Genomic DNA, 22227 nt, shown 5'->3' on the forward strand with positions numbered 1-22227 from the left:
CTCGCCCTATCCTGGGTCGATGGCCGACCCGCTGCGCATCGTGCTCGTCGAGGACTCCGTGCTGCTGCGCGAGGGCATCGTGCGACTGTTCGGCGAGGCCGGCTACGTCGCCGCTGCCGCGTTCGGCGACGCCGAAGACATCGTGGAACGCGTCGCCGCCGCCCGTGCCGACGTCGTCATCCTCGACGTGAGACTGCCGCCCACATTCCGCGACGAGGGGATCCGGGCTGCGCTGGAGCTTCGCACCAGGACGCCGGGTGTGGGCATCCTGGTGCTCAGTCAGTACGTGGAGGGCGTCTACGCGCGCGAACTGCTCGCGGCGGGCGAGGGCGGGGTCGGGTACCTGCTGAAGGACCGCATCACATCACTGGACGAGTTCACCGATGCGGTGCGCCGTGTGTCCGAGCGCGGGACGGTCCTGGACCCTCTGGTGGTGCGCGAGCTTCTGGCCGCCCGCTCGGACCCGCTGGCGAGCTTGACCCCACGTGAGAGGGACGTGCTCGAGCTGATGGCAGAGGGGCGGAGCAACGCCAGCATCGCCGCTCGACTGTTCATCGGCGTCGGGGCCGTCGAGAAGAACATCAGCGGGATCTTCGCCAAGCTCGGCCTCGAGGAGTCCGGAACGGAGCACCGACGCGTTCTGGCGGTGATCGCCTTCCTGCAGCGCGGATGAGACGACGAACGCCCCGGCGGGACCGGGGCGTTCGCGTGCGAGGTGCTACTCCGCGACGTGCGCGAAGAGGAACCAGCGGTCCTTCTCCAGGCCGCGCATGATCTCGATAGCGATGTCCTGGCTGGACTGGTCGAACTCGTCCAGGCCGTCGATGGCCGCCTTCACATCGGCGAGGATCGCATCGATGTCGGTGATGACGTCGCGCACGACGGCATCCGAGGTCACGAATCCGGCCGGCACCGACGTCGCCGGAACCTTGGCGGCGACGGTGGCCAGTCGCGCGTCGATCGGAAGACCGAGCGCGACGATCCGCTCCGCGGCGAGGTCGGCCCACTCGCCGGCGTGCGCGACCACGGTGTCCAGGAGCTCGTGGACGCCGATGAAGTTGGCGCCGCGGACGTGCCAGTGCGCCTGCTTGCCGTTGATGGTGAGGGCCTGCAGCCCCAGCACGACGGGCGAGAGGAACTGCGCGGTCGAGGTCACGGCGTCTGCGTTGCTGGCGGTCTGGGAAACTGTCTGGATCTTGCTCATGAGGTGCCTCCGTGGCTCGTCTGTACGTGACCTTGACCCCAACGCTACTCAGCCCACGGCATTCCGCAAGCAAGCTGAGGCTGGGCTTATCTCCGCGGAATCACGCGGAAATGCACGGTTGCCGGATGCCACCGGCTAGCGTCGAGGGGTGCCATCCGCCGACCACGACCTGGGCCCGCAGAATCTGAGCGAACCTGCCCGCCCGGTGCGCCGCGAACCCCGCGATCGATCCCCCGAACACGCCGAGCCGTCGCGCTTCATCCCGCACGTGCAGGGCCTGCGGGCGATCGCCGTGCTCGCGGTCGTCCTGTATCACTTCTGGCCCGCGCGCTTCTCGGGCGGCTATGTCGGCGTCGACGTCTTCTTCGTGATCTCCGGCTTCCTCATCACCGCGCACCTGATGCGCGAAGTCACCGCGACCGGCACCGTCAGCCTCGGTCAGTTCTGGGCGCGACGGGCTCGGCGCCTGCTGCCGGCATCCCTCCTGGTCCTGCTGTTCTGCGCGCTGGTGGCGATGTCGCCGTATCTGACGCCGACATCGGCGCTGCCCAACGAGATCCGCGAGATCGTCGCCTCGACCTTCTACGTGGAGAACTGGTATCTCGCGCTGAACTCCGCCGACTACCTGAACCACTCCGGCGACCCCACCACGGTTCAGCACTACTGGTCGCTGTCGCTGGAAGAGCAGTTCTACCTCATGTGGCCGCTGATCATGCTGCTGGCGGCATGGATCGGCGTGAAGTACTTCCGGGGGTCGCGTCGCCGAGCGATCATCCTCGCGCTGGGCGTGGTCAGCGCGGCATCCTTCGTGTTCTGCGTCATCTTCACGATGACCGACCCCGCCCCGGCCTACTTCGTCACGTTCGGGCGCATGTGGCAGTTCGGCGTGGGAGCGATGGTCGCCTTGATCCCGGCGCTGCGGATTCGCCACGCCGTCGGCAGCCTCCTCCTCGGCTGGGGCGGGATCCTGATCCTGCTGTTCGTGATCTTCACCTTCGACGCGCAGACGTCGTTCCCCGGATACGCCGCCGCCCTGCCCACCCTCGGCGCGGCGGCCATCATCGCCGCCTCGAACACGCAGCGCTGGTGGTACCCCACCCGGATCCTCGCGATCCGGCCCGCGCAGTTCGTGGGGAACATCTCCTACTCCCTGTACCTGTGGCACTGGCCGCTGATCATCATCGCCCCGTCGGTTCCCTTCTGGGGCCTGACGATCTACCACCGCGTCGCACTGCTGGGCATCTGCTTCGTCCTCGCCTGGCTCACGAAGCGATTCGTAGAGGATCCGGCACGCGGATGGAAGGTGCTCACCTCGCGGCCGGCCCGTGTGACGCTGTGGAGCTCGCTGGCGGCCATGCTGGTCGTGGCCGGGACGGCCGGCGCAGCGTGGGCGGTCAACGCCACGGCCTACAACGACGGTGTGAAGGCGATCGCCGCGCTGCGCGAGGACCCGCCCGAGTGCTTCGGCGCCGCGTTCGTGCTGGATGCCGGCTGCGGCAGCGCCGAGTGGGGCGACACGATCCTGCCCGCCCCCGGCTTCGCCGGTGCCGACCGACCCCTCGATGCGCAGTGCTTCGTGCAGTTGAACGACGCACGTCCGGTCTCGTGCGAGTTCGGATCCGAGGACGGAGATGCCCCGGTCGTCGCCCTCATCGGCGACAGTCATGCGTACCAATTGCTGCCGACGTTCCAGGCTATGGCCGACGCGAACGGCTGGCAGCTGATCACCTACTTCAAGGGCGCATGCCCGTGGAACACGACACCGCTCTCCACACCAGGCGCATTCGGCGCCGCGTGCACGCAGTGGCGGGACGGGGTTCGTGCGCAGCTGGCCGAGCGCGACATCGACGCGGTGTTCACCTCTGCCATCGCGACCACGCCGTACGACTCCGCGGGTTACGACTCGGTGCAGGACGCCGCCGTGGCAGGGTACCGGGAGGCGTGGGGTGAGGTGCTGGATCGCGGCATCCCGGTGATCACGGTCGTGGACAACCCGGTCTGGGAGACCGATCCGAACAAGTGTCTGCGCACACGCGACCTGACCGAATGCGACGGGCAGCGCACCGACCTGCTCGTCGAGGACGACCCGCTGCGCGCGGCGGCGACCGGCCTCGACGGCGTCACCCTCCTCGATTTCACCGAGGTCTTCTGCGGGCAGAAGACGTGTTCACCGGTGGTGGGCGGGGCGAACCTCTACCGTGATCAAGACCACCTGACCGTGACGTTCGTCGACACGCTCGCACCGCGATACACGGCGGCGATCCAAGCCGCGCTCGACGCACGATGAGGAGAACCGGATCATGACGATCGCACCCGAGGCCACAGTCCTCGCCCTGGCGGGAGCTGAGCCCGCTCTGGCGCCGGACGCCTTCGTCGCCGCCGGCGCTCGCATCATCGGCGCCGTGACCCTGAGCGAGGGCACCAGCATCTGGTACAACGCCGTGCTGCGCGCGGACAGCGACCGGATCGTGATCGGGGCCGGCAGCAACGTCCAGGACAACGTGTCGGTGCACGTCGATGCGGGGCATCCGACCCTCATCGGCGCCGACGTGTCCGTCGGCCACAACGCCGTCGTGCACGGCTGCACGATCGGCGACGGCACCCTGATCGGGATGGGCAGCGTGATCCTCTCCGGCGCGGTCATCGGCGCCGGATGCCTCGTGGCCGGCGGCGCGGTGGTGCTGGAGGGCACCGTCATCCCGGATGGTTCACTCGTGGCAGGCGTCCCTGCGAAGGTGCGTCGCGAGCTGAGCGACCAAGAGCGCCGCGGGATCCGCGGCAATGCGCAGCTCTACCGCGCCCACACGCAGCGTCACCTCGACGCGGCGCACGCGCAGCCTGCAGAACCCGGGGAGTGAGCCGGTGATCAGCAGGATCGCGTCCATCGTGTTCCGACTGTTCTTCGCCGCGCTGTCGCTGGGTGCGGTCGGCTGGCAGCTGTTCGCGATCCACCTCCCCGGCGGCCAGAGCGTCGTGGACTTCTTCAGCTACTTCACCAACCTCGGCAACGTCCTGCTGGGCGTGGTCTTCCTGATCGGCGCGGTCCGTCTGGCCCGCGGGCGGACGGAGGCGAGCACGGCGGATGCGGCGGTCCGAGGCGCGGCGGTGGTGTACATCGTCTTCATCGGCATCGTGTACAGCGCGCTGCTCGGTGATGCGCAGCTGGGCGGTCTGACCCCGTGGGTCAACGTCGTCTGCCACTTCGTCATGCCCATCGCCGGTGTCGTGGATTGGCTCGTCTGGCCGCCTCTTCGGCGCATCGCGCTGTCCACCGCGCTGTGGTGGCTGGTCTTCCCGGCGGTGTACACCGTCGGGAGCCTGGTGCGCGGAGCGGTGACCGGCTTCTATCCCTACCCGTTCTTCCACCCCGGTGTCGTCGGCGGCTACCCGAGGGTGGCCCTCTATTGCATCGCGATGCTTGTCGGGCTGCTGGCGCTGGCCCTTCTCGTGCGCTGGGCGGGCAATGCGCTGGGCGCACGGAGCGAGCGCCGCCTCGAGGCCGTGCCGCAGTGCTAGTCGCGCGCGGGCGGCTCCGTCGGGGACGCATCCGCGGCGGGGTGGAACACGCCCCGATGGATCTCGAACACGCTCGCCGTGCCGGGGGAGTCGGGATCGTCCACGATGGGCCGGTCGTCCATGAACAGGCGTATCGCGTGGGCGAGCTCGCCGGGGTGGCTGAAGTTGATCGCGTGCGCGGCGCCCTGGATGAGCACCAGGAGCACGTGCGAGTCGGTCTGACTCGCGACCTCCTTGATGCGGTCGGGGCCGGGCAGGAGAGGATCGCGGTCGCCGATCACGACGAGCGTGGGGATCTTCAGCGCCAGGAGCCGCTCGAGTGAGGGGTACTGCGTGAGCGCCTTGAACATGCGGAACGTGCTGGGCACGCCGAAGCGCAGGTAGTCGGGCGTGGCCACCGTGATCATCTTGCGCGGCTCGCGCCCGCCGTCTCTGGCGAGCTGGCCGACCGCGCGACGCAGCGGCTGGTTGATCACGCCTCCGGCTGGTGAGACCAGGACGGCCCGTTCAAGGCGCTCCGGGTAGTGATAGGCGAACTCGCAGATGACCGGGCATCCCATGGAGTTGCCGACGAGCGTCGTCCTGTCCACACCCCGGTCCTCGAGGAATCGTGCTGCGGCATGCGCCAGGTCGGGGACATCGAGCGGGTCCTTCGGCTTCCCGCTGCGACCGAAGCCGGGCAGGTCGGGGACGAAGGTGTGGAACTCGTCGGCGAGCAGCTCGGCGGTGGGCAGCAGGTACCGGCCGGACAGGCCGAATCCGTGGAGGTGCGTCATCACGCGCGCATCGGCCGGCGCGTCGGGCGACTCGCGATAGAAGACGTCCACGCCGTCGATCGAGGTCCATTTGTCGGTCAGCGTCGAGGCGGGCCGGCGGGGATGCCGCCGGCCGCGGTGCTGGTAGGAGGCCTTCTGCGCATTCGTCGGCATGCGCCTCAAGCTACTCCGTGCGCCGCAGGCCGGCATCCACCTCAGAGGGTGATCGCGTGGTACTTTCCGAGCACCATGCAACGCCGTGCACCAGCAGGAGAGGGCCCCTCGCATGAGCCTCGCACGCACTGAATCCGGCTCCGACACGAGCCTCGGACGACTCGCTCTCCTGGCGATCCCGACCATCGTGATCGGCGCGCTCGCGGCACTGGTCCTGTGGGGACTGGAGCGTGCCGCCGATGCGCTCAGCGGCGTGCTGTGGGACATCGTTCCGGACGCGCTGGGCATCGATCCGTCCGGATGGTGGATCATCGTCGTCCTCACCGTGACCGGCCTGGCGGTCGGCGTCGCCCTCCAACTTCTTCCCGGGCACGGCGGACCGGACTCTGCGACAACCGAGCTCGTGGCCGAGCCCCTGCCGCTCCGGGTCCTGCCAGGACTTGCCCTGGTCACGCTGCTGAGCCTCGCGGGCGGTGTGAGCCTGGGACCCGAGAATCCGATCATCGCGATCAACTCCGCGCTGGTGGTCGCGGTCTTCGCGCGGTTCATTCCGCGGGTGCCCGCGCAGGTCGCCCTCATGCTCGGAGCCTCGGCGACCATCGGCGCGCTGTTCGGGACGCCGGTGGCGGCCGCCCTGGTCTTCACCGGCATCGTCGCCGCCGTCAAGACCGGCGGCTCGCTGTGGGACAAGCTGTTCCTGCCGCTCGCTGCGGCCGGGTCCGCGTCGATCACCATGCATCTGCTGGGCGCACCGCCGTTCGCCTTCACGATGCCCGCCTACGGTCCGCCGCAGGCGATCGACCTGCTGACCGGCGCGCTCATCACCTGCTCCGTGATCGGGATCGGGCTGGTCGCCCTGGTGCTGTTCCCGGTCGTGTACCGCGCCCTGCACGCGCTGCGCCACCCGATCCTCATCACCACGGCGGGTGGTCTGCTCCTCGGCATCCTCGGCTTCATCGGCGGCCCGATCACGATGTTCAAGGGTCTGGAGCAGATAGGCGAGCTGCTGAAGGACCCGACGCAGTACGACGCCGGGCAACTCGCCATCATGGCGGGCATCAAGATCCTCGCGCTGCTGATCTCGGCATCCGCCCTCTTCCGCGGTGGTCGCGTCTTCCCCGCGGTCTTCATCGGCGTCGCGCTCGGACTGGCCGTCAGCGCGCTGTTCCCGTCACTGCCCATGAGCCTCGTCGTCGCCTCGGCCGTCCTTGGGATGATGCTCGTGGTCGCCCGCGACGGGTGGCTCGCACTCTTCGTGGCCGTCGCGGTGCCGGGCGAGATCGCCCTGCTGCCGATCCTGTGCATCATCATGCTGCCGGCGTGGCTGCTGGTCTCGCGGGTACCCGAATTCCGCATCATCCCCGCGGCCGACGACACGACGGCGCCGCGGACGTTCGCGAGGAAGTGAACAGAGGAGGGGTGGAGGGGCTGACGAGAATCGAACTCGCATCATCTGTTTGGAAGACAGAGGCTTTACCACTAAGCTACAGCCCCGAATCACGAGCCTTCCGGACTCGCACGCGTCGGTGGTCCGATTCTATGGCATATCCGCACCGGGACTGTGCCGGGCGGGCCGTCGGCTAGACTTCTCGGGGCCGATCAGCACGTTCACGCGTGCGCACCCGCCCGGGGCGTAGCTCAGCTTGGTAGAGCGCCCGCTTTGGGAGCGGGAGGCCGCAGGTTCAAATCCTGTCGCCCCGACATTCCGGCCCCCACATACCCAGACCTTCAGCTGCCGCGCTGTTGCGCGGCCTTCACGAGGAGAACGAACAGACACATGGTCAACAGCACCGTCGAGAAGCTCACACCGACGCGGGTGAAGCTGCACATCACCGTCTCACCCGATGAGCTCAAGCCGTCCATCGCGCACGCGTACGAGCACATCGCGCAGGACGTGCAGATCCCCGGCTTCCGCAAGGGCAAGGTGCCCGCGCCCATCATCGACCAGCGCGTCGGGCGCACGGCCGTGCTCGAGCACGCGGTCAGCGAGGGCCTGGACACCTACTACCGGCAGGCCGTGGAGGCCAACGAACTGCGCGTGCTCGGTCGACCCAGCGCCGACGTCGTCGAATGGCCGAACGAGAAGGACTTCTCCGGCGACCTCAAGGTCGAGGTCGAGGTCGACGTGCGTCCCGAGTTCGACCTGCCCGAGTTCGAGGGCACCACGATCGAGGTCGACGCGGTCGAGGTCGACCAGGCGGCCATCGACGAGGAGCTGGATCGCCTCCGTGCGCGCTTCGGCACGCTCATCACGGTGGACCGCCCCGCCGCCACCGGCGACTTCGTCGAGCTCGACCTGGTCGCCACGATCGACGGTGCAGAGATCGACCGCGCGCAGGGCGTCTCGTACGAGGTCGGCTCCGGAGAGCTTCTGCAGGGCATCGACGAGGCCATCGACTCGTTGACCGCCGGCGAGGACACCACGTTCCGCTCGACCCTCATCGGCGGCGACCACGCCGGCGAGGAGGCCGAGGTGGCCGTCACCGTCACCGCCGTGAAGGAGCGCGAGCTCCCCGAGGCCGACGACGACTTCGCACAGATCGCCAGCGAGTTCGACACGATCGCCGAACTGCGCGACAGCCTCAGCGAGCGCGTGTCGCAGCAGTCCGTCTTCACGCAGGGCTCCGCCGCTCGCGACAAGCTCATCGAGCAGCTGCTCGAGAAGGTCGAGATCCCGGTTCCGCCGGCGCTCATCGAGGACGAGGTGCACACCCACCTGGAGGGCGAGGGTCGCCTCGAGGACGACGTGCACCGCGCCGAGGTCACCGAGGCCAGCCAGAAGCAGTTCCGCACCCAGATGCTGCTGGACTCGATCGCCGAGAAGCTGAACGTGCAGGTGTCGCAGGATGAGCTGACCCAGTACCTGGTGCAGTCCTCCGCCCAGTACGGCATGGCTCCGCAGGAGTTCGTCGAGGCACTGCAGCAGAACAACCAGCTGCCGGCCATCGTCGGCGAGGTCGCGCGCAACAAGGCCCTCGCGGTCGCGCTCGGCAAGGTGTCGGTCATCGACTCCGCCGGCAAGCCCGTCGACCTGACCGGGTTCGTCGCAGTAGAGGACGAGGAGACCGCTGAGGACGAGGTCGTCGAGGAGGCTCAGGAGATCGCGGATGCCGCGTCCGACGCCGACGCGATCATCGAGGCCGAGGAGGCGCCCGCCGCTGAGGCCGCTCCCGCCAAGAAGAAGGCCGCGCCGCGCAAGAAGGCTGCGCCCAAGGAGTAATCCCGTACCGGGAAGAAGGAGGGGGACGGATGCCTCGGCATCCGTCCCCCTCCTTCGTCGCCGTGACCGCCGGCGATGCACATGCACCGCCGGAGGGGGGAATCCGACGCGGCGCTCTGCCCAGGGCGAACACGGGCAGGACGGCCCGGACGCGCCGGTAGATTCGTAGCCACGACCACCGAATCAGGAGTTGACACACATGGCCGAACCCCTTGTCGCGACGAGCGTCTTCGACAGGCTGCTGAAAGACCGCATCATCTGGCTCGGGTCGGAGGTGCGTGACGACAACGCGAACGAGATCTGCGCGAAGATCCTCCTCCTCGCCGCTGAGGACCCCGAGAAGGACATCTTCCTCTACGTGAATTCCCCGGGCGGCTCGATCACCGCCGGCATGGCGATCTACGACACGATGCAGTTCGTGCCGAACGACATCGTCACCGTCGGCATCGGCATGGCCGCCTCGATGGGACAGCTGCTGCTGACCAGCGGAACGAAGGGGAAGCGCTATATCACCCCGAACGCCCGCGTCCTGCTGCACCAGCCGCACGGCGGCTTCGGCGGCACCTCGAGCGACATCCAGACGCAGGCGCAGCTCATCGTCTCGATGAAGAACCGTCTCGCCGAGATCACCGCCGCCCAGACCGGGAAGTCGGTCGAGCAGATCAACGAGGACGGCGACCGCGACCGGTGGTTCACCGCGGACGAGGCGCTCGAATACGGCTTCGTCGATCACATCCGTGCACACCTCGGCGACGTCGTCGGCGGCGGCGGAACAGACCAGGACTGACCGAAGGCGAATGAGAAGGAACGACCAGATATGAGCATCCCCACCTTCGGCGGCACGGCGAATCGCGGGCTCGCCATGCCCTCCAGCCGCTACATCCTGCCCCAGTTCGAAGAGCGCACGGCCTATGGCTACAAGCGCCAGGACCCCTACAACAAGCTCTTCGAAGACCGCGTGATCTTCCTGGGCGTGCAGGTCGATGACGCATCCGCTGACGACGTCATGGCCCAGCTGCTCGTCCTGGAGAGCCAGGACCCCGACCGCGACATCATCATGTACATCAACTCGCCCGGTGGCTCGTTCACCGCGATGACGGCGATCTACGACACGATGCAGTACATCTCCCCCCAGATCCAGACCGTGGTCCTCGGGCAGGCGGCCTCGGCCGCTGCCGTCCTGCTGGCGGCCGGCGCGCCCGGCAAGCGGCTGGCACTGCCCAACGCCCGCGTGCTCATCCACCAGCCTGCGATGGGCGAGGCCGGCCACGGCCAGGCGTCGGACATCGAGATCCAGGCGGCCGAGATCCTGCGCATGCGCACGTGGCTCGAATCCACGCTCGCCAAGCACACGAACCGCAGCATCGAAGAGGTCAACCGCGACATCGACCGCGACAAGATCCTCGACGGCACGCAGGCCGTCGAGTACGGCCTGGTGGACCAGGTACTGACCACGCGCAAGCGCGTGCCGGCAGCCCTCACCTCCTAGGAGTGTTCCCGGATGCCCCGTCGCCCTGTTCGCAGGGGGGACGGGGCATCCGTCGTTGCGGGAGGCGCGCCGTTCTGCTGACGGCGGATGACACTCCCGGCATCCACAATGGCCGTCGCAATCCCGCCGGATGTCGGCCTCAGAGGTTAGGCTCGGACGGTCGGGACACGTCCCGGCGCATCGGGGGACAACCCCACACGCAATGAGGAGAGGCCTGATGGCGCGCATCGGTGAGAGTGCCGACCTGTTCAAGTGCTCCTTCTGCGGAAAGAGTCAGAAGCAGGTGCAGCAGCTGATCGCCGGCCCCGGCGTCTACATCTGCGACGAGTGCGTCGAGCTGTGCAACGAGATCATCGAAGAGCGCATGGCCGAGTCCTCGACCGGCGTCGTCTCCGAATTCGACCTGCCCAAGCCCCGCGAGATCTTCGCCTTCCTCGAGGAGTACGTCGTCGGGCAGGAGGCGGCCAAGAAGGCGCTGTCCGTCGCGGTGTACAACCACTACAAGCGCATCCGCGCGCACGGCACGATCCAGTCCGCCGAGCAGCGCGCCGACGAGGTCGAGATCGCCAAGAGCAACATCCTCCTGATCGGCCCGACGGGCTGTGGGAAGACCTATCTCGCCCAGACACTCGCGAAGCGGCTGAACGTGCCGTTCGCCGTCGCCGATGCGACTGCGCTGACCGAGGCGGGCTACGTCGGCGAGGATGTCGAGAACATCCTCCTCAAGCTCATCCAGGCCGCCGACTTCGACACGAAGCGCGCCGAGACCGGCATCATCTACATCGACGAGGTCGACAAGATCGCGCGCAAGGCCGAGAACCCCTCGATCACGCGCGACGTCTCGGGCGAGGGCGTGCAGCAGGCGCTGCTGAAGATCCTCGAGGGGACGGTGGCGTCCGTGCCGCCGCAGGGCGGCCGCAAGCACCCGCATCAGGAGTTCATCCAGATCGACACGACGAACGTGCTGTTCATCGTCGCGGGAGCATTCGCCGGCCTGGAGGACATCATCTCCAGCCGGGTCGGCAAGCACGGCATCGGCTTCGGCGCCCCGCTGCACAACAAGGGTGACGATCTGAGCCTGTTCAGCGAGGTCCGCCCGGAGGACCTGCACAAGTTCGGGCTGATCCCCGAGTTCATCGGCCGCCTGCCCGTCGTCGCCTCGGTGACGCCGCTGGACCAGTCAGCCCTGATGGAGATCCTCACCGAGCCGAAGAACGCGCTGGTCAAGCAGTACCAGCGCATGTTCGAGCTGGACGGGGTCGCCCTCGAGTTCGAGACCGAGGCGCTGGAGGCCATCGCCGATCTCGCCGTCGAGCGCAAGACGGGCGCACGCGGTCTGCGTGCGATCCTGGAAGACGTCCTGGGTCCGATCATGTTCGACATCCCCTCCAACGACGAGGTGGAGAAGGTCATCGTGACGCGCGAGGCCGTCGACACCGGCGCGGCGCCGACGTTCGTCCAGCGCCGCACCCGCAAGAGCGCCTGACCCGTCGCATCCTGTCGGTGGGGAGTCGTACCGTTTCGGTATGACCTCCGTCCGACCGTTCACGATCGCCGTGCCCGAGGCCGTCCTCGACGACCTGCGCGACCGTCTGCGGCGCACGCGCCTGCTGCCGGATTCGCCACGCAAGCCGGCATCCGGGATGACCTCGTCCTACTTGCGGCAGCTCGTGCACGCCTGGCAGGAGTTCGACTGGCGCACGCGTGAGCGCTGGCTCAACCGGCATCCGCAGTTCCTCGCCGATGTCGAAGACACGACCGTGCATTTCGCCCACCTGCGCAGCGCCGATGACGCCGCACCGGCCCTGCTCGTGATGCACGGCTGGCCGCACACGTTCGCGCTGCAGCTCGACTTCGCCGACCTGCTGCCGGATTTCCACGTCGTGGTCGCCAGTCTCCCCGGGTTCGCCTTCTCGACGCCGTACGCCACCGGTCCGATCACCGAGCGCCGCCTGGCGGCGACGATGCACGCGCTGATGACGGACGCGCTCGGCTACGACCGGTATCTGACATACGGCGAAGACGTCTCGGCGAACGTCAACGACCTGATCGCCGCGACGTACCCGGGCTCCGTCTCCGGCATCCTCGTCACTCACTCCCACTTCCCGACTGCGCAGGAGCGCGTCGCGCTCACCGCCGCGGACGAACGCGCGTTCTTCGCCCGCCTCGCCGAGGCCCATTCCACCGACGGTGCATATGGACATGTCCAGGCGACCCGGCCCGACACCCTCGCCGCGGCACTGAACGACTCGCCGGCCGGTCTGCTGGCCTGGCTCACGGAGAAGCTGGTGGAGTGGAGCGACACCGCCTCGCACGACCCGGTGCAGCTCGAGCAGGCCATCTCCCGAGAACGCATCCTCACCGAGGCGATGATCTACTGGGTCACCCAGAGCATCGGCACCTCGTTCCGCCCCTACTACGAGGGCGCGGACACGCCGGACGCGATTGCGCCGGTCGAGGTGCCGGCAGCGGTGCACATCCAAAAGCACGAAGGCGACTACCTAGAATCGCTCGCCCGCGACTACTACCGGGACCTGCGCGTTTTCGAGCGGTTGCCTGCGGGCGGGCACTTCGCCGTCGGCGAGGTGCCCGAGCAGATGGCCGAACGCACCCGCGCGTTCGCGGATGCGCTCGGCCTGCTGTGACGTGCACTCGGCCTGCTGCGACGTGCGCTCAGCTTTCGAGGCCGCGCCGCTTCAGCAGGGGCTCGATCTCAGCGGCGCGTCCGCGGAAGTCGCGGTAGGCCTCGAGCGGATCCTTCGAACCGCCGACGCCGAGAAGCCGCTCGCGGAACCGCTGGCCGTTCTCGCGCGTGAGCCCGCCGTTCTCGCGGAACCATTCGACGGTGTCGGCATCGAGGACCTCGCTCCAGATGTAGGAGTAGTAACCGGCGCTGTAGCCGCCCGAGAACACGTGCGCGAAGTAGGTCGACGAGTACCGGGTGGGCACGACGGGGTTGTCCAGTCCGACCTCTGCCAGAGCGGATGCCTCGAACGCGACCACATCGATGTCCGCGGCAGCCTCCTCGGCGCTCAGGGAATGCCACGCCTGGTCGATCCAGGACGCGCCGAGGTACTCGCTGGTGGCGAAGCCCTGGTTGAACGCCTCCGAGGCGGACAGCTTGTCGACGACGTCGTGGGGGAGTGGCTCGCCGGTGTCGACGTGGCGCGCATACGCATCGAGGATCTCCGGCCAGAAGATCCACATCTCGTTGACCTGGCTCGGGAACTCGACGAAGTCGCGGAAGACGTTCGTCCCGGCGAAGTGCGGGTAGGTCACCGTCGCGAACAGCCCGTGCAGCGCGTGGCCGAACTCGTGGAACAGGGTCGTCACCTCATCGAGCGTCAGCAGCGTCGGTCTGCCCGCCGCGGGCTTGGGGACGTTCAGGTTGTTGACGACGATCGGCTGCGTGCCGCGCAGCCGCGACTGCAGGACGATGGAGTTCATCCATGCGCCACCCCGTTTCGCATCGCGCGTGTACAGGTCGAGCAGGAAGAGACCGAGGGAACCGCCGTCGGGGTCGTTGACCTCGAACACGCGCACATCGGGGTGATAGCCCCTCAGGTCGTGCCGCTCGGTGAAGGTGATCCCGTACAGCTCGGTGGCGGCGCGGAAGACCCCGTCCTGGAGCACCCGCTCGGCTTCGAACCAGGGCCGCAGTGCCGTGCGGTCCAGGTCGTACTCCGCTGCGCGCACCTTCTCGGTGTAGAACGCCCAGTCGTGCGCCTCGAGGGCGAAGGGCTGCGGCTCGGCGTCGATGATCGCCTGCAGCGCGGCCTGCTCGCGGGCGGCGTTGCGGGCGGCCGGAACCGCCAGTCGCCGGAGCAGTTCGTGCACCGCCTCCGGCGAACCGGCCGTCTCATCGGAGGTGATGTAGGCGGCGTGCGAGTCGTAGCCCAGGAGCGCGGCGCGTTCGGCACGCAGGCGGACGATCTCTTGAAGGACATCGCGGTTGTCGTTGGCGTTGCCCCGCGATGCGCGGGAACGCGACGCCTCGAGGATCCGGCGGCGGCTCTCGCGATCAGTGAGGGTGGACAGGTACGGGTGCCCGGTGAACAGCGTGAGCGTCACCACGAACTTCCCCTCGAGTCCGCGATCGGCGGCGGCCTGTGCGGCGGCGGAGAGTTCTCCCTCCGTCAGTCCGTCGAGTTCGGCCTCGTCCTCGAACACGATCGCCAGGTCATTGGTGTCCGCCAGCAGGTTCTTCTCGAACGTGGTCGTCAGCGTCGAGAGCCGTTGGTTGAGCGTCGTCAGGCGCTCCTTGGCGTCGTCGTCCAGACCGGCGCCCGCGTGCGTCATCTCCCGGAAGTGGCGCTCGACGAGATAGCGCTGCTCGGGCTCGAGTCCGAGATCGTCCAGCTGATCGTGCAGCGTCTTGACCCGCCAGAACAGCGCGGAATCGAGTTCGATCGAGTCGTGGTGAGCGGACATCAGCGGCGCCAGCTGCTCCTCGATCTCCTGGATCTCGGTCGTCGCGTCCGCAGACGAGACCGTGTAGAACGTCCGTGAGACGTCGCCGAGGAGCTTGCCGCTCTCCTCGAGCCTCACCATCGTGTTCTCGAACGTGGGCATCGAGCGCACGCGGGTGATGGCGGAGATCTCCGCGGCATGGGCGGCGAACGCCTGCTCGAACGCGGGCAGGTAGTGCTCCGGGTGGATGGCTGCATAGTCGGGGAGGCCGTACGGCAGCACGGTGGGCACCAGAAGAGGATTGTCGTTCACCATGTCGAAAGCCTAGTCCGCGTCGGGTCGGGTGCCGACGAACCTTTGCAAACCATTCATTGCAAAGAAATGCTTGCAAAGGCTTCTTTGCATCGCTATCGTGAGGGTATGGAGAACGAGCAGGCGGATGCCGCGGACCGCGACGCACCCGAGATCGCATCGGAGCAGCGGCACCAGAGCGACCGGGTGCTCGACACCGGGGCCCTGCGGGCGCTCGCGCACCCGCTGCGGGTGCGGATGTACGACATCCTCAGTCAATACGGCCCGCAGACGGCGAGTTCGCTCGCGGCGCTGCTCGACGAATCCAGTGGTTCCACCAGCTACCACTTGCGGGCCCTCGCCAAGCACGACCTGATCCGCGAATGCGCGGACCGGGGGACCGGCCGCGAGCGCTGGTGGGAGCGGCCTACCGGAGGTGTGTCCTTCGCCAACGAGGATGCGGTCAAGACCCCCGCTGGCCGTTCAGCCACGCAGATCGTGATGAACGAGGTGCTTCGCAACCGTCAGGAGCAGCTGATGGAGTTCGTCAACCGGGGACTGCTCACCAACGACCCGAGTCCGTGGCGTGAAGGGGCGATGATCTCCACCGCGACAGCGCGCCTCACACCGGAGCAGAGCAAAGAGCTCTCGCACAAGATCATGGCGTTGATCGATGACGCCGTCGACAGATTCCGCGATCAGACCGGCGAGGACGTCCGGCCCGTCACCATCCGGGCCGACCTGTTCCCGCTGCCCGAACTGGGAGAAGCATCATGACCACCCTGACGGCGCCCGTCGCCTCCACCACCACGAGCTTCGAGCGCGCGCTGCTGCGCACCGCTGCCACATTGGACGCGTATGTCACGATGCGCCTCACCCGCCGCGCAGGCGCGGAGCATCGACTCGCGTCGATCGCACAGCACGACGCCGTCGCGTCGCGTGCGGCCGCGCAGGCGCGTGGCGCGATCGGCATCCTTCCGCGATGAGAGGACGGGCCGTCCTGGCCGCGACGTCATCCGAGCATCCGGCTCGGAAACCGAAGACCCCGCTCGGTCGAGACTTCGCGAAGCTGTGGAGCGCCGCGACGTTCAGCAATCTGGCCGATGGGCTCGGTCGCACCGCCGTCCCGCTGATCGCGACCACGCTGACCCGCGACCCGCTCGCGATCTCCGCGATCGCCGCCCTGGCCTTCCTGCCGTGGCTGATCTTCGGGCTGCCGGCGGGCATGATCGTCGACCGGTTCGACCGTCGGTGGATCATGGCGATCGCGAACACGCTCCGCGGCGCCACCGCGCTGGCCCTCGCGATCCTGACGGTCACCGGCACCCTGAGCATCTGGAGCCTGTTCGCCGGCACGCTGGTCTTCGGCCTGGGCGAGACGCTCTTCGACAACGCCACCAACGCGGTGATTCCCGGAGTCGTCGAGCGCGCGCAGCTGGACAGGGCGAACGGGCGGATGCAGGCGGCCCAGGTGACGATCGACATGTTCATCGCGCAGCCCATCGCGGGCGTGCTGTTCGCGGTCTCACTCGCACTGCCGCTGTGGATCGGCTCGATCGGCTACCTGGTTCCGATCGTCCTTGCACTCCTGCTGCCGCTGTCCGCGGCTCGTCCGTTCCGCGCCGCCCCAGCGCCGGATCCCGATGCGCCCGCCGTGGTCGCCGGGGGTATGACAGCAGAGCCCGTCCCCGCCGGAGCGGCTCTGCACACGACGACCGCACGTGAGGCGATCAGCTATCTGTGGGGGCACCGCTATCTCCGACTCATGGTGCTGTTCGTCGCGCTCGTCGGCAGCTGCCTGTCCTTCGCCCAGGCCGCCACGATCCTGTACTTCCTCGATGATCTGGACGTTCCGGAATGGGCGATCGGGTTCGTGACGGCCGGGGTCGGCATCGGCGCGCTCGCCGGCTCTCTGGTCGCCTCGCGATTCGTGGACAGATTCGGTCGCGGTCGGGTGATGTTCGCCGCCAACCTCGGCGCCGGGGTCGGGCTCGCGCTGACCGGATTGGCTCCCGAGGTGTATTCGGCGGTGGCCGCCTACTCGCTGTCGGCCTTCTCGATCTCGCTGTGGAACGTGCCCTGGGGGGCGCTCCGCCAGCAGATCGTTCCACCGAAGCTCTTCGGCCGAGTGCTCGGCATCATCCGGATGCTCACCTGGGGAGTCTTCCCGATCGCCACCCTCCTCGGAGGATGGGTTTCCTCGGAGACCACCCTCCGGCTGCCGTTCGTCCTCGCCGGTGCGATCACGGTGCTCGCCGCGCTCGCCGGAGCGCGCCTGCTCATCACAGGTACGCGTCGGGCCGGCGCGGAAGCCGGCGCCACGAAGGACTGAGTCGCCGGCCGCAGCGATCAGGCGAACTCGTCGCCCGCGTCGTGGCGGACGACGGCCTCGCCGTCCGCGTTGAGCTCGACGATGACACCCGTGTCGAGTTCGGCAACGGGTCGCCGCTCCAGCCAGGTCAGCGTCCAGCGCGGTCGCGGCTGGCCGAGCTGATCGACCGGCATCGACTCGTCGACCGCCGCGATCGCATCGCGCAGCTCGGCGGGCACAGCCGCGGGCGGCTCGTCGCCGGAGGTCCAACGGGTTCCGAGCTGCATGTCAGGCCTCCTGTGCGGCGAGCTCGATGTCCAGCACACTGCTGGTCTCGGCATCCGCGTACGAGATCTCACCGATGCGACCGACAGCCTTCAGATCACCTTCGGCGAGCTGGATCGCCGCGCGCACGTGCGCCGGTGCGGCGATGGTGAGGTGATCGACCGCGGACTTCTGCGACGCCTTCGCCTCCGTCTTGGCACGCCGGATCGCGGTCAGCGCCTCGCTGACGGCCCCCAGCACCGCCGGGTCGCCCTCGATGCCGATCGGCTCGGGCCAGGTCGCGCTGTGCACCGATCCCTCGTTGAACCACGACCACGACTCTTCGGCGGCGAACGCCAGCACCGGAGCGAAGAGTCGCAGCAGCGTGGACAGGGCGGTGCGCAGCGCCAGCGCGGCGGATGCCTGGCCGACGTCGCCGCGGTCGTACGCGCGCTCCTTGACCAGCTCCAGGTAGTCGTCGCAGAAGGTCCAGAAGAACGACTCGGTCAGCTCCAGCGCGCGCGCGTGGTCGTACTCCTCATAGGCTCGGGTCGCATCGCGGACCACCTGATCGAGGGTGGTCAGCATCGAGGCATCCAGCGCATGCGTGACCTCCGCACCCTCGGGCACGGGGAACGAGAGCACGAACTTGGCCGCGTTGAGCACCTTGATCGCCAGACGCCGGCCGATCTTGACCTGGGTCGGATTCTGCGGGTCGAACGCGGCATCCGCGCCGAGCCGGCTTGATGCCGCCCAGTAGCGCACCGCGTCGGTGCCGTGCTGGTCGAGGATGTCGGCAGGTGTGACCACGTTGCCCTTGGACTTGGACATCTTCTTGCGGTCGGGGTCGACGATGAAGCCGGAGATCGCAGCGTCCGTCCACGGCGCCCGGTCATCCTCGAGGGCACTGCGCAGCATGGTGGAGAACAGCCAGGTGCGGATGATGTCCTGGCCCTGAGGACGCAGGTCGAACGGTGCGACGAGGCTCCACAGCTCGGTGTCGCGCTCCCAGCCGCCCGCCAGCTGCGGGGTCAGGGACGAGGTCGCCCAGGTGTCGAAGATGTCCTTCTCCGCATCGAAGCCGCCGGCGACGCCGCGCTGGGCCTCGGTGAACCCCTCCGGGAGGTCGGTCGTCGGATCGACGGGCAGGCGCGCGAGGTCGGGTGTGAGCACGCGGTCGTAGTCGCGCTCACCGTTCTCGTCGAGGCCGTACCAGACGGGGATCGGCACCCCGAAGAAGCGCTGCCGCGAAACGAGCCAGTCGCCGGTGAGGCCGTTGGTCCAGTTCTCGTACCGCACCCGCATGAAGTCCGGATGCCACGACATGCCGGCGCCGAGTGCGATGAGGGTGTCGCGCAGCTCGCCGTCGCGGGCGCCGTTTCTCAGGTACCACTGCCGCGTCGAGACGATCTCCAGCGGCCGATCGCCCTTCTCGAAGAACTTGACGGCGTGGGTGAACGGCTTCGGATCGCCGATCAGCTCGCCCGATTCGCGCAGCAGGTCGACGATCGCCTTCTTCGCGCTGAACACCGTCTTGCCGGCGAGCTCCGCGTACGCGGTCTTCCCGTCGGGCGTGCGGATCACGTCGGGAGCCTCGGCGAGGATGCGACCGTCCTTGCCCAGGATCGTGCGGTTGGGGAGGTCGAGCTCACGCCACCAGACGATGTCGGTGACATCGCCGAAGGTGCAGATCATGGCGATGCCGGAGCCCTTGTCCTTCTGGGCGAGCGGGTGCGCCAGAACGGGCACCTCGACATCGAACAGCGGCGTGCGCACAGTGGAGCCGAACAGCGGCTGATAGCGCTCGTCGTCGGGATGCGCGACCAGTGCCACGCAGGCCGGCAGCAGCTCGGGCCGGGTCGTCTCGATGAACACGTCACCCGAGCCGTCGCTCTGGTGGAAGGCGATCCGGTGGTACGCCGCGGGCTGATCGCGGTCTTCGAGCTCGGCCTGCGCGATCGCCGAGCGGAAGTCGATGTCCCACAGCGTCGGTGCCAGCGCCTGGTAGGCCTCGCCGCGCTGGAGGTTGCGCAGGAACGCGAGCTGGCTCGTGCGGATGGTCTCGTCCGAGATCGTCCGGTACGTCTGCGTCCAGTCCACACTGAGTCCGAGCTGGCGGAAGAGGGCCTCGAACTGCTTCTCGTCCTCGAGCGTGAGCGACTCGCAGAGCTGGATGAAGTTCCGTCGACTGATCGGGATCTGATCCGCGGCCTTGCTGGACTTGTTGTCGCCGCCCGAGAATGGGGGCGTGAAGTCGGGGTCGTACGGCAGCGAGGGGTCGCAGCGCACGCCGTAGTAGTTCTGCACGCGGCGCTCGGTCGGCAGGCCGTTGTCGTCCCAGCCCATCGGGTAGAACACCGACTTCCCGCGCATGCGCTCGAACCGCACCTTCAGGTCGGTGTGCGTGTAGGAGAACACGTGCCCGATGTGCAGCGAGCCGGAGGCGGTGGGCGGGGGAGTGTCCACGCTGAAGACCCCTCCGCGGCCGCGCTGGGCAGCCCCGGCGCGGTCGAACAGGTATGTCCCCTGGGCCGACCAGGCGGCATCCCACTTCGATTCGAGACCTTCGAGGGCGGGCTTGTCGGGAATGTGCGCGTCGGACATCAGGTCTCCTGGCGATATGTGCGGCACGGTGTGTACGTGCCTGAGTGTGGGATGTCCTGCGATTCTACCGCCTGCGCCCATCTCGTTCCGGTGCCCAGCGTGCGCCGCCGCCAAGCCGTGCAGGTCGCCGCGTGCGATGCACGAAGCTGAGGTCCTGGCCGGATCCGAGGTCCATACCACCCCGCGGCATCCTCACTTCCGGCCACGCCCTCAGTCCGTCCCGCACGTCCTTCCGTCCCCAGGCGCGTGTTCCGCGGATTCCTCCCCAACGAGACCTGCGACCGCCCGTGAGAGCGCACGAGGCTCCACCATCGGCGAATGCAGATTCTCGACGCGGTACGAGCGGGGGGCGGCATCGTCCGCGCACAGACCCTGCGGGAGCGCGGCTGCTCGAGTCGCGCACTCACGCAGCTCGTTCGCTCGGGCATGCTGGTTCGCCCGCGTGGCGGCTGGCTCGCTGTGCCCGACGCGGACCCGCACCTCATCGCCGCCGCCCGGGACGGCGTGGTGCTCAGCTGCGTGACACAGGCGAGAAGGCTCGGGCTCTGGGTGCTCGAACACGATCGCACGCACGTCGCCGCGGCCTCGCACGCGGGAGGTGTGCGCATCGCCCGATCCGGGGACGGTCGCGCACTGGCCACGGTCCACTGGATGAAGCCCGCCGTGCCGCGGCATCCGCACCACCTCATCGACCCCATCGAGAACGTCCTCCTCCTGGTCGCCGCCTGTCAGCCGCTGGAGTCGGCACTCACGATCTGGGAGTCGGCACTGCGGAAGCAGATCGTCGACCCCCTCGCCCTCCGGCGGCTTCCGCTGCCGGCCCGCGCCCGGCACCTGCTGGAACTCGCTCGGCCATCCGCCGACTCGGGCCTGGAGACGCTGTTCATCGTGCGATTGCGGTGGTTGCGCGTGCCGATCACTGCGCAGCTGTGGATCGCAGGGCACCACGTCGACGTCCTCATCGGCGACCGACTGGTCTTCCAGATCGATGGCGGCACGCACGTCGATGAGCAGAGGAGCCAGGACATCGCCCACGATGCGCAGCTTCTGCTGATGGGGTACTCAGTGTTCCGGGTGGGCTACCGAGACGTCATCGACCACTGGCCGCGTGTGCAGGAGATGGTGAGCCGCGCAGTGGCGCAGGGTCTGCACCTCGCGAGGTGAACGGCGCAGAAGTGAGGGCGCGGCCGATTCTGCGGTCGCATCCGGTCGGAACTCGCCTCAGAATCCGCCGGGACCGCAGATCCGATCAGCCGAGGACGCGGATGCCGAGGGCAGCAGCCAACGCTGGCGCGAGGTGCTCCACCTGACGCGCCGAGAGCGTCGCGTCGCGAAGCGCTGCCGGATCGAGGTACGACAGCGCCTCCAGCCCCCGCAGATCGACGTCCTTCGCCCGCATCGCCCTGGTGTCGACGTCGTCGGCGCGCGAGTCGGCGAAGGCGATCCGCGACAACGTCGCCTGCGGCAGGTCGAGGGTTCCGATCGTGCAACCCGAAACGAGCAGATCCGTCACGCGAGAGCCCGCGAGGGCCAGATAGTCGATGCGGATGCCGCGCAGCTCGACCTCGTCCACATCGGCGCCCCCGAGATCGAGGGTTCCGATGCGACCGCCGGAGATGCGCACGCGCCGGAGGCGGGATCCTCTGCCCGTGATGGTCGTCGCGCGCAGCTGCGCGATGTCGACATCAACGAGCACGGCGCCGGTCAGATCCAGGTGGTCGACCGACACGCCGCGGAGCGCGCATTCGGTGAACGTCGCGTGCGAGGCATCCGTGGTCTGCGCCCACTCGCTCCACGCGAGCTGGAAGTGATCGCCGCCACGGCGCGGTCGTTCACCGTCCTCGAGGTGCGTTGGCAGGTCCGGCGCCGAGATGCGCGGCGCGAGCGGGGAGGACGATCGGGCCATCCATCCACGGTACGCCCACCGACGCGCGGCACTGCGCCGCCGCGGTTGCCTGGGCCGGGTAGAATTGTGACAGCAGCATCGAT

Annotated in this window: 20 protein-coding genes and 2 tRNA genes; 15 read left to right on the forward strand and 7 right to left on the reverse strand. The window is 68.3% G+C overall.

Going from position 1 to position 22227, the window contains the following annotated elements; translation table 11 throughout:
• Window positions 1-19: 19 nt before the first annotated feature.
• Window positions 20-673, forward strand: a complete 654-nt coding sequence (locus tag BLT19_RS11580; RefSeq protein WP_091490257.1) for a response regulator — start codon at window positions 20-22, stop codon at window positions 671-673.
• Between the two features lie 45 nt (window positions 674-718).
• Here the strand turns inward: BLT19_RS11580 and BLT19_RS11585 are convergent, their stop codons facing one another.
• Window positions 719-1204, reverse strand: coding sequence for a Dps family protein (locus BLT19_RS11585; RefSeq protein WP_091490263.1), 486 nt, complete (start codon window positions 1202-1204; stop codon window positions 719-721).
• Between the two features lie 148 nt (window positions 1205-1352).
• Here BLT19_RS11585 and BLT19_RS11590 point away from each other — a divergent pair, with 148 nt between their 5' ends.
• From BLT19_RS11590 to BLT19_RS11600, 3 genes are read left to right on the forward strand one after another with little or no spacing between them, the layout of a single operon-like run.
• Window positions 1353-3491, forward strand: a complete 2139-nt coding sequence (locus BLT19_RS11590; protein ID WP_091490268.1) for an acyltransferase family protein — start codon at window positions 1353-1355, stop codon at window positions 3489-3491.
• 13 nt (window positions 3492-3504) lie between these two features.
• Window positions 3505-4062: a gamma carbonic anhydrase family protein gene (locus tag BLT19_RS11595; RefSeq protein ID WP_091490272.1), complete on the forward strand. Its 558-nt coding sequence runs from the start codon at window positions 3505-3507 to the stop codon at window positions 4060-4062.
• A gap of 4 nt (window positions 4063-4066) precedes the next feature.
• Window positions 4067-4720 (forward strand): Pr6Pr family membrane protein, encoded by a 654-nt coding sequence (locus BLT19_RS11600; protein ID WP_091490276.1) that lies wholly within the window; start codon window positions 4067-4069, stop codon window positions 4718-4720.
• Here BLT19_RS11600 and BLT19_RS11605 read toward each other — a convergent pair.
• Window positions 4717-5649, reverse strand: a complete 933-nt coding sequence (locus BLT19_RS11605; RefSeq protein ID WP_091490280.1) for an alpha/beta fold hydrolase — start codon at window positions 5647-5649, stop codon at window positions 4717-4719. The two genes, BLT19_RS11600 and BLT19_RS11605, sit on opposite strands and share 4 nt — an antisense overlap.
• 112 nt (window positions 5650-5761) lie before the next feature.
• Between BLT19_RS11605 and BLT19_RS11610 the strand changes: the two genes are divergently transcribed.
• On the forward strand, window positions 5762-7057 hold the full coding sequence (locus BLT19_RS11610) for an ion channel protein (protein ID WP_091490285.1): 1296 nt from the start codon (window positions 5762-5764) through the stop codon (window positions 7055-7057).
• A 12-nt stretch (window positions 7058-7069) separates the two neighbouring features.
• Here BLT19_RS11610 and BLT19_RS11615 read toward each other — a convergent pair.
• A tRNA-Gly gene (locus BLT19_RS11615) sits at window positions 7070-7143 on the reverse strand.
• Window positions 7144-7276: 133 nt separating this feature from the next.
• On the opposite strand from BLT19_RS11615, the gene BLT19_RS11620 reads away from it, so the two are divergent.
• The 6 genes from BLT19_RS11620 to BLT19_RS11645 all read left to right on the forward strand — a co-directional run bounded on the left by BLT19_RS11620 (window position 7277) and on the right by BLT19_RS11645 (window position 13003).
• Window positions 7277-7350: transfer RNA gene (locus BLT19_RS11620), tRNA-Pro, on the forward strand.
• Window positions 7351-7426: 76 nt separating this feature from the next.
• A complete protein-coding gene (tig, locus tag BLT19_RS11625; protein ID WP_091490289.1) occupies window positions 7427-8869 on the forward strand; it encodes a trigger factor in 1443 nt (480 codons plus the stop codon).
• 199 nt (window positions 8870-9068) lie between these two features.
• Window positions 9069-9656, forward strand: coding sequence for an ATP-dependent Clp protease proteolytic subunit (locus tag BLT19_RS11630; RefSeq protein WP_091490292.1), 588 nt, complete (start codon window positions 9069-9071; stop codon window positions 9654-9656).
• A 30-nt stretch (window positions 9657-9686) separates the two neighbouring features.
• Complete coding sequence (locus BLT19_RS11635; RefSeq protein ID WP_091490297.1) at window positions 9687-10358, forward strand: ATP-dependent Clp protease proteolytic subunit; 672 nt, start codon at window positions 9687-9689, stop codon at window positions 10356-10358.
• A gap of 217 nt (window positions 10359-10575) precedes the next feature.
• Window positions 10576-11844 (forward strand): ATP-dependent Clp protease ATP-binding subunit ClpX, encoded by a 1269-nt coding sequence (gene clpX, locus BLT19_RS11640; protein ID WP_091490301.1) that lies wholly within the window; start codon window positions 10576-10578, stop codon window positions 11842-11844.
• Between the two features lie 40 nt (window positions 11845-11884).
• Window positions 11885-13003: an epoxide hydrolase family protein gene (locus tag BLT19_RS11645; RefSeq protein ID WP_091490306.1), complete on the forward strand. Its 1119-nt coding sequence runs from the start codon at window positions 11885-11887 to the stop codon at window positions 13001-13003.
• Window positions 13004-13031: 28 nt separating this feature from the next.
• Here BLT19_RS11645 and BLT19_RS11650 read toward each other — a convergent pair whose 3' ends face one another.
• Window positions 13032-15083: a M3 family metallopeptidase gene (locus BLT19_RS11650; RefSeq protein ID WP_091490310.1), complete on the reverse strand. Its 2052-nt coding sequence runs from the start codon at window positions 15081-15083 to the stop codon at window positions 13032-13034.
• Window positions 15084-15188: 105 nt separating this feature from the next.
• Between BLT19_RS11650 and BLT19_RS11655 the strand changes: the two genes are divergently transcribed.
• Genes BLT19_RS11655 through BLT19_RS11665 form a run of 3 tightly spaced genes read left to right on the forward strand, consistent with a single transcriptional unit; the run spans window position 15189 to window position 17391 of the window.
• A complete protein-coding gene (locus BLT19_RS11655; protein WP_091490313.1) occupies window positions 15189-15836 on the forward strand; it encodes a winged helix-turn-helix domain-containing protein in 648 nt (215 codons plus the stop codon).
• Window positions 15833-16045, forward strand: a complete 213-nt coding sequence (locus BLT19_RS11660; RefSeq protein ID WP_091490316.1) for a hypothetical protein — start codon at window positions 15833-15835, stop codon at window positions 16043-16045. Before BLT19_RS11655 ends, BLT19_RS11660 begins: the two co-directional genes overlap by 4 nt.
• Complete coding sequence (locus tag BLT19_RS11665; protein WP_091490321.1) at window positions 16042-17391, forward strand: MFS transporter; 1350 nt, start codon at window positions 16042-16044, stop codon at window positions 17389-17391. Before BLT19_RS11660 ends, BLT19_RS11665 begins: the two co-directional genes overlap by 4 nt.
• Window positions 17392-17408: 17 nt before the next feature.
• Here BLT19_RS11665 and BLT19_RS11670 read toward each other — a convergent pair whose 3' ends face one another.
• Entirely contained in the window at window positions 17409-17657 is a 249-nt protein-coding gene (locus BLT19_RS11670) for a hypothetical protein (RefSeq protein WP_091490325.1), read from the reverse strand.
• Between the two features lies 1 nt (window position 17658).
• Window positions 17659-20238: a valine--tRNA ligase gene (gene valS, locus BLT19_RS11675; RefSeq protein WP_091490329.1), complete on the reverse strand. Its 2580-nt coding sequence runs from the start codon at window positions 20236-20238 to the stop codon at window positions 17659-17661.
• Window positions 20239-20556: 318 nt separating this feature from the next.
• On the opposite strand from valS, the gene BLT19_RS11680 reads away from it, so the two are divergent.
• The gene (locus BLT19_RS11680; protein ID WP_091490333.1) at window positions 20557-21402 is read left to right on the forward strand and encodes a type IV toxin-antitoxin system AbiEi family antitoxin domain-containing protein; all 846 of its coding nucleotides are present in this window, start codon (window positions 20557-20559) and stop codon (window positions 21400-21402) included.
• A gap of 85 nt (window positions 21403-21487) precedes the next feature.
• Here BLT19_RS11680 and BLT19_RS11685 read toward each other — a convergent pair whose 3' ends face one another.
• Window positions 21488-22144, reverse strand: a complete 657-nt coding sequence (locus tag BLT19_RS11685; RefSeq protein ID WP_091490337.1) for a pentapeptide repeat-containing protein — start codon at window positions 22142-22144, stop codon at window positions 21488-21490.
• Between the last annotated feature and the right edge of the window lie 83 nt (window positions 22145-22227).

This window comes from Microbacterium pygmaeum (genome assembly GCF_900100885.1).
In the GTDB taxonomy this organism is placed as follows: domain Bacteria; phylum Actinomycetota; class Actinomycetes; order Actinomycetales; family Microbacteriaceae; genus Microbacterium; species Microbacterium pygmaeum.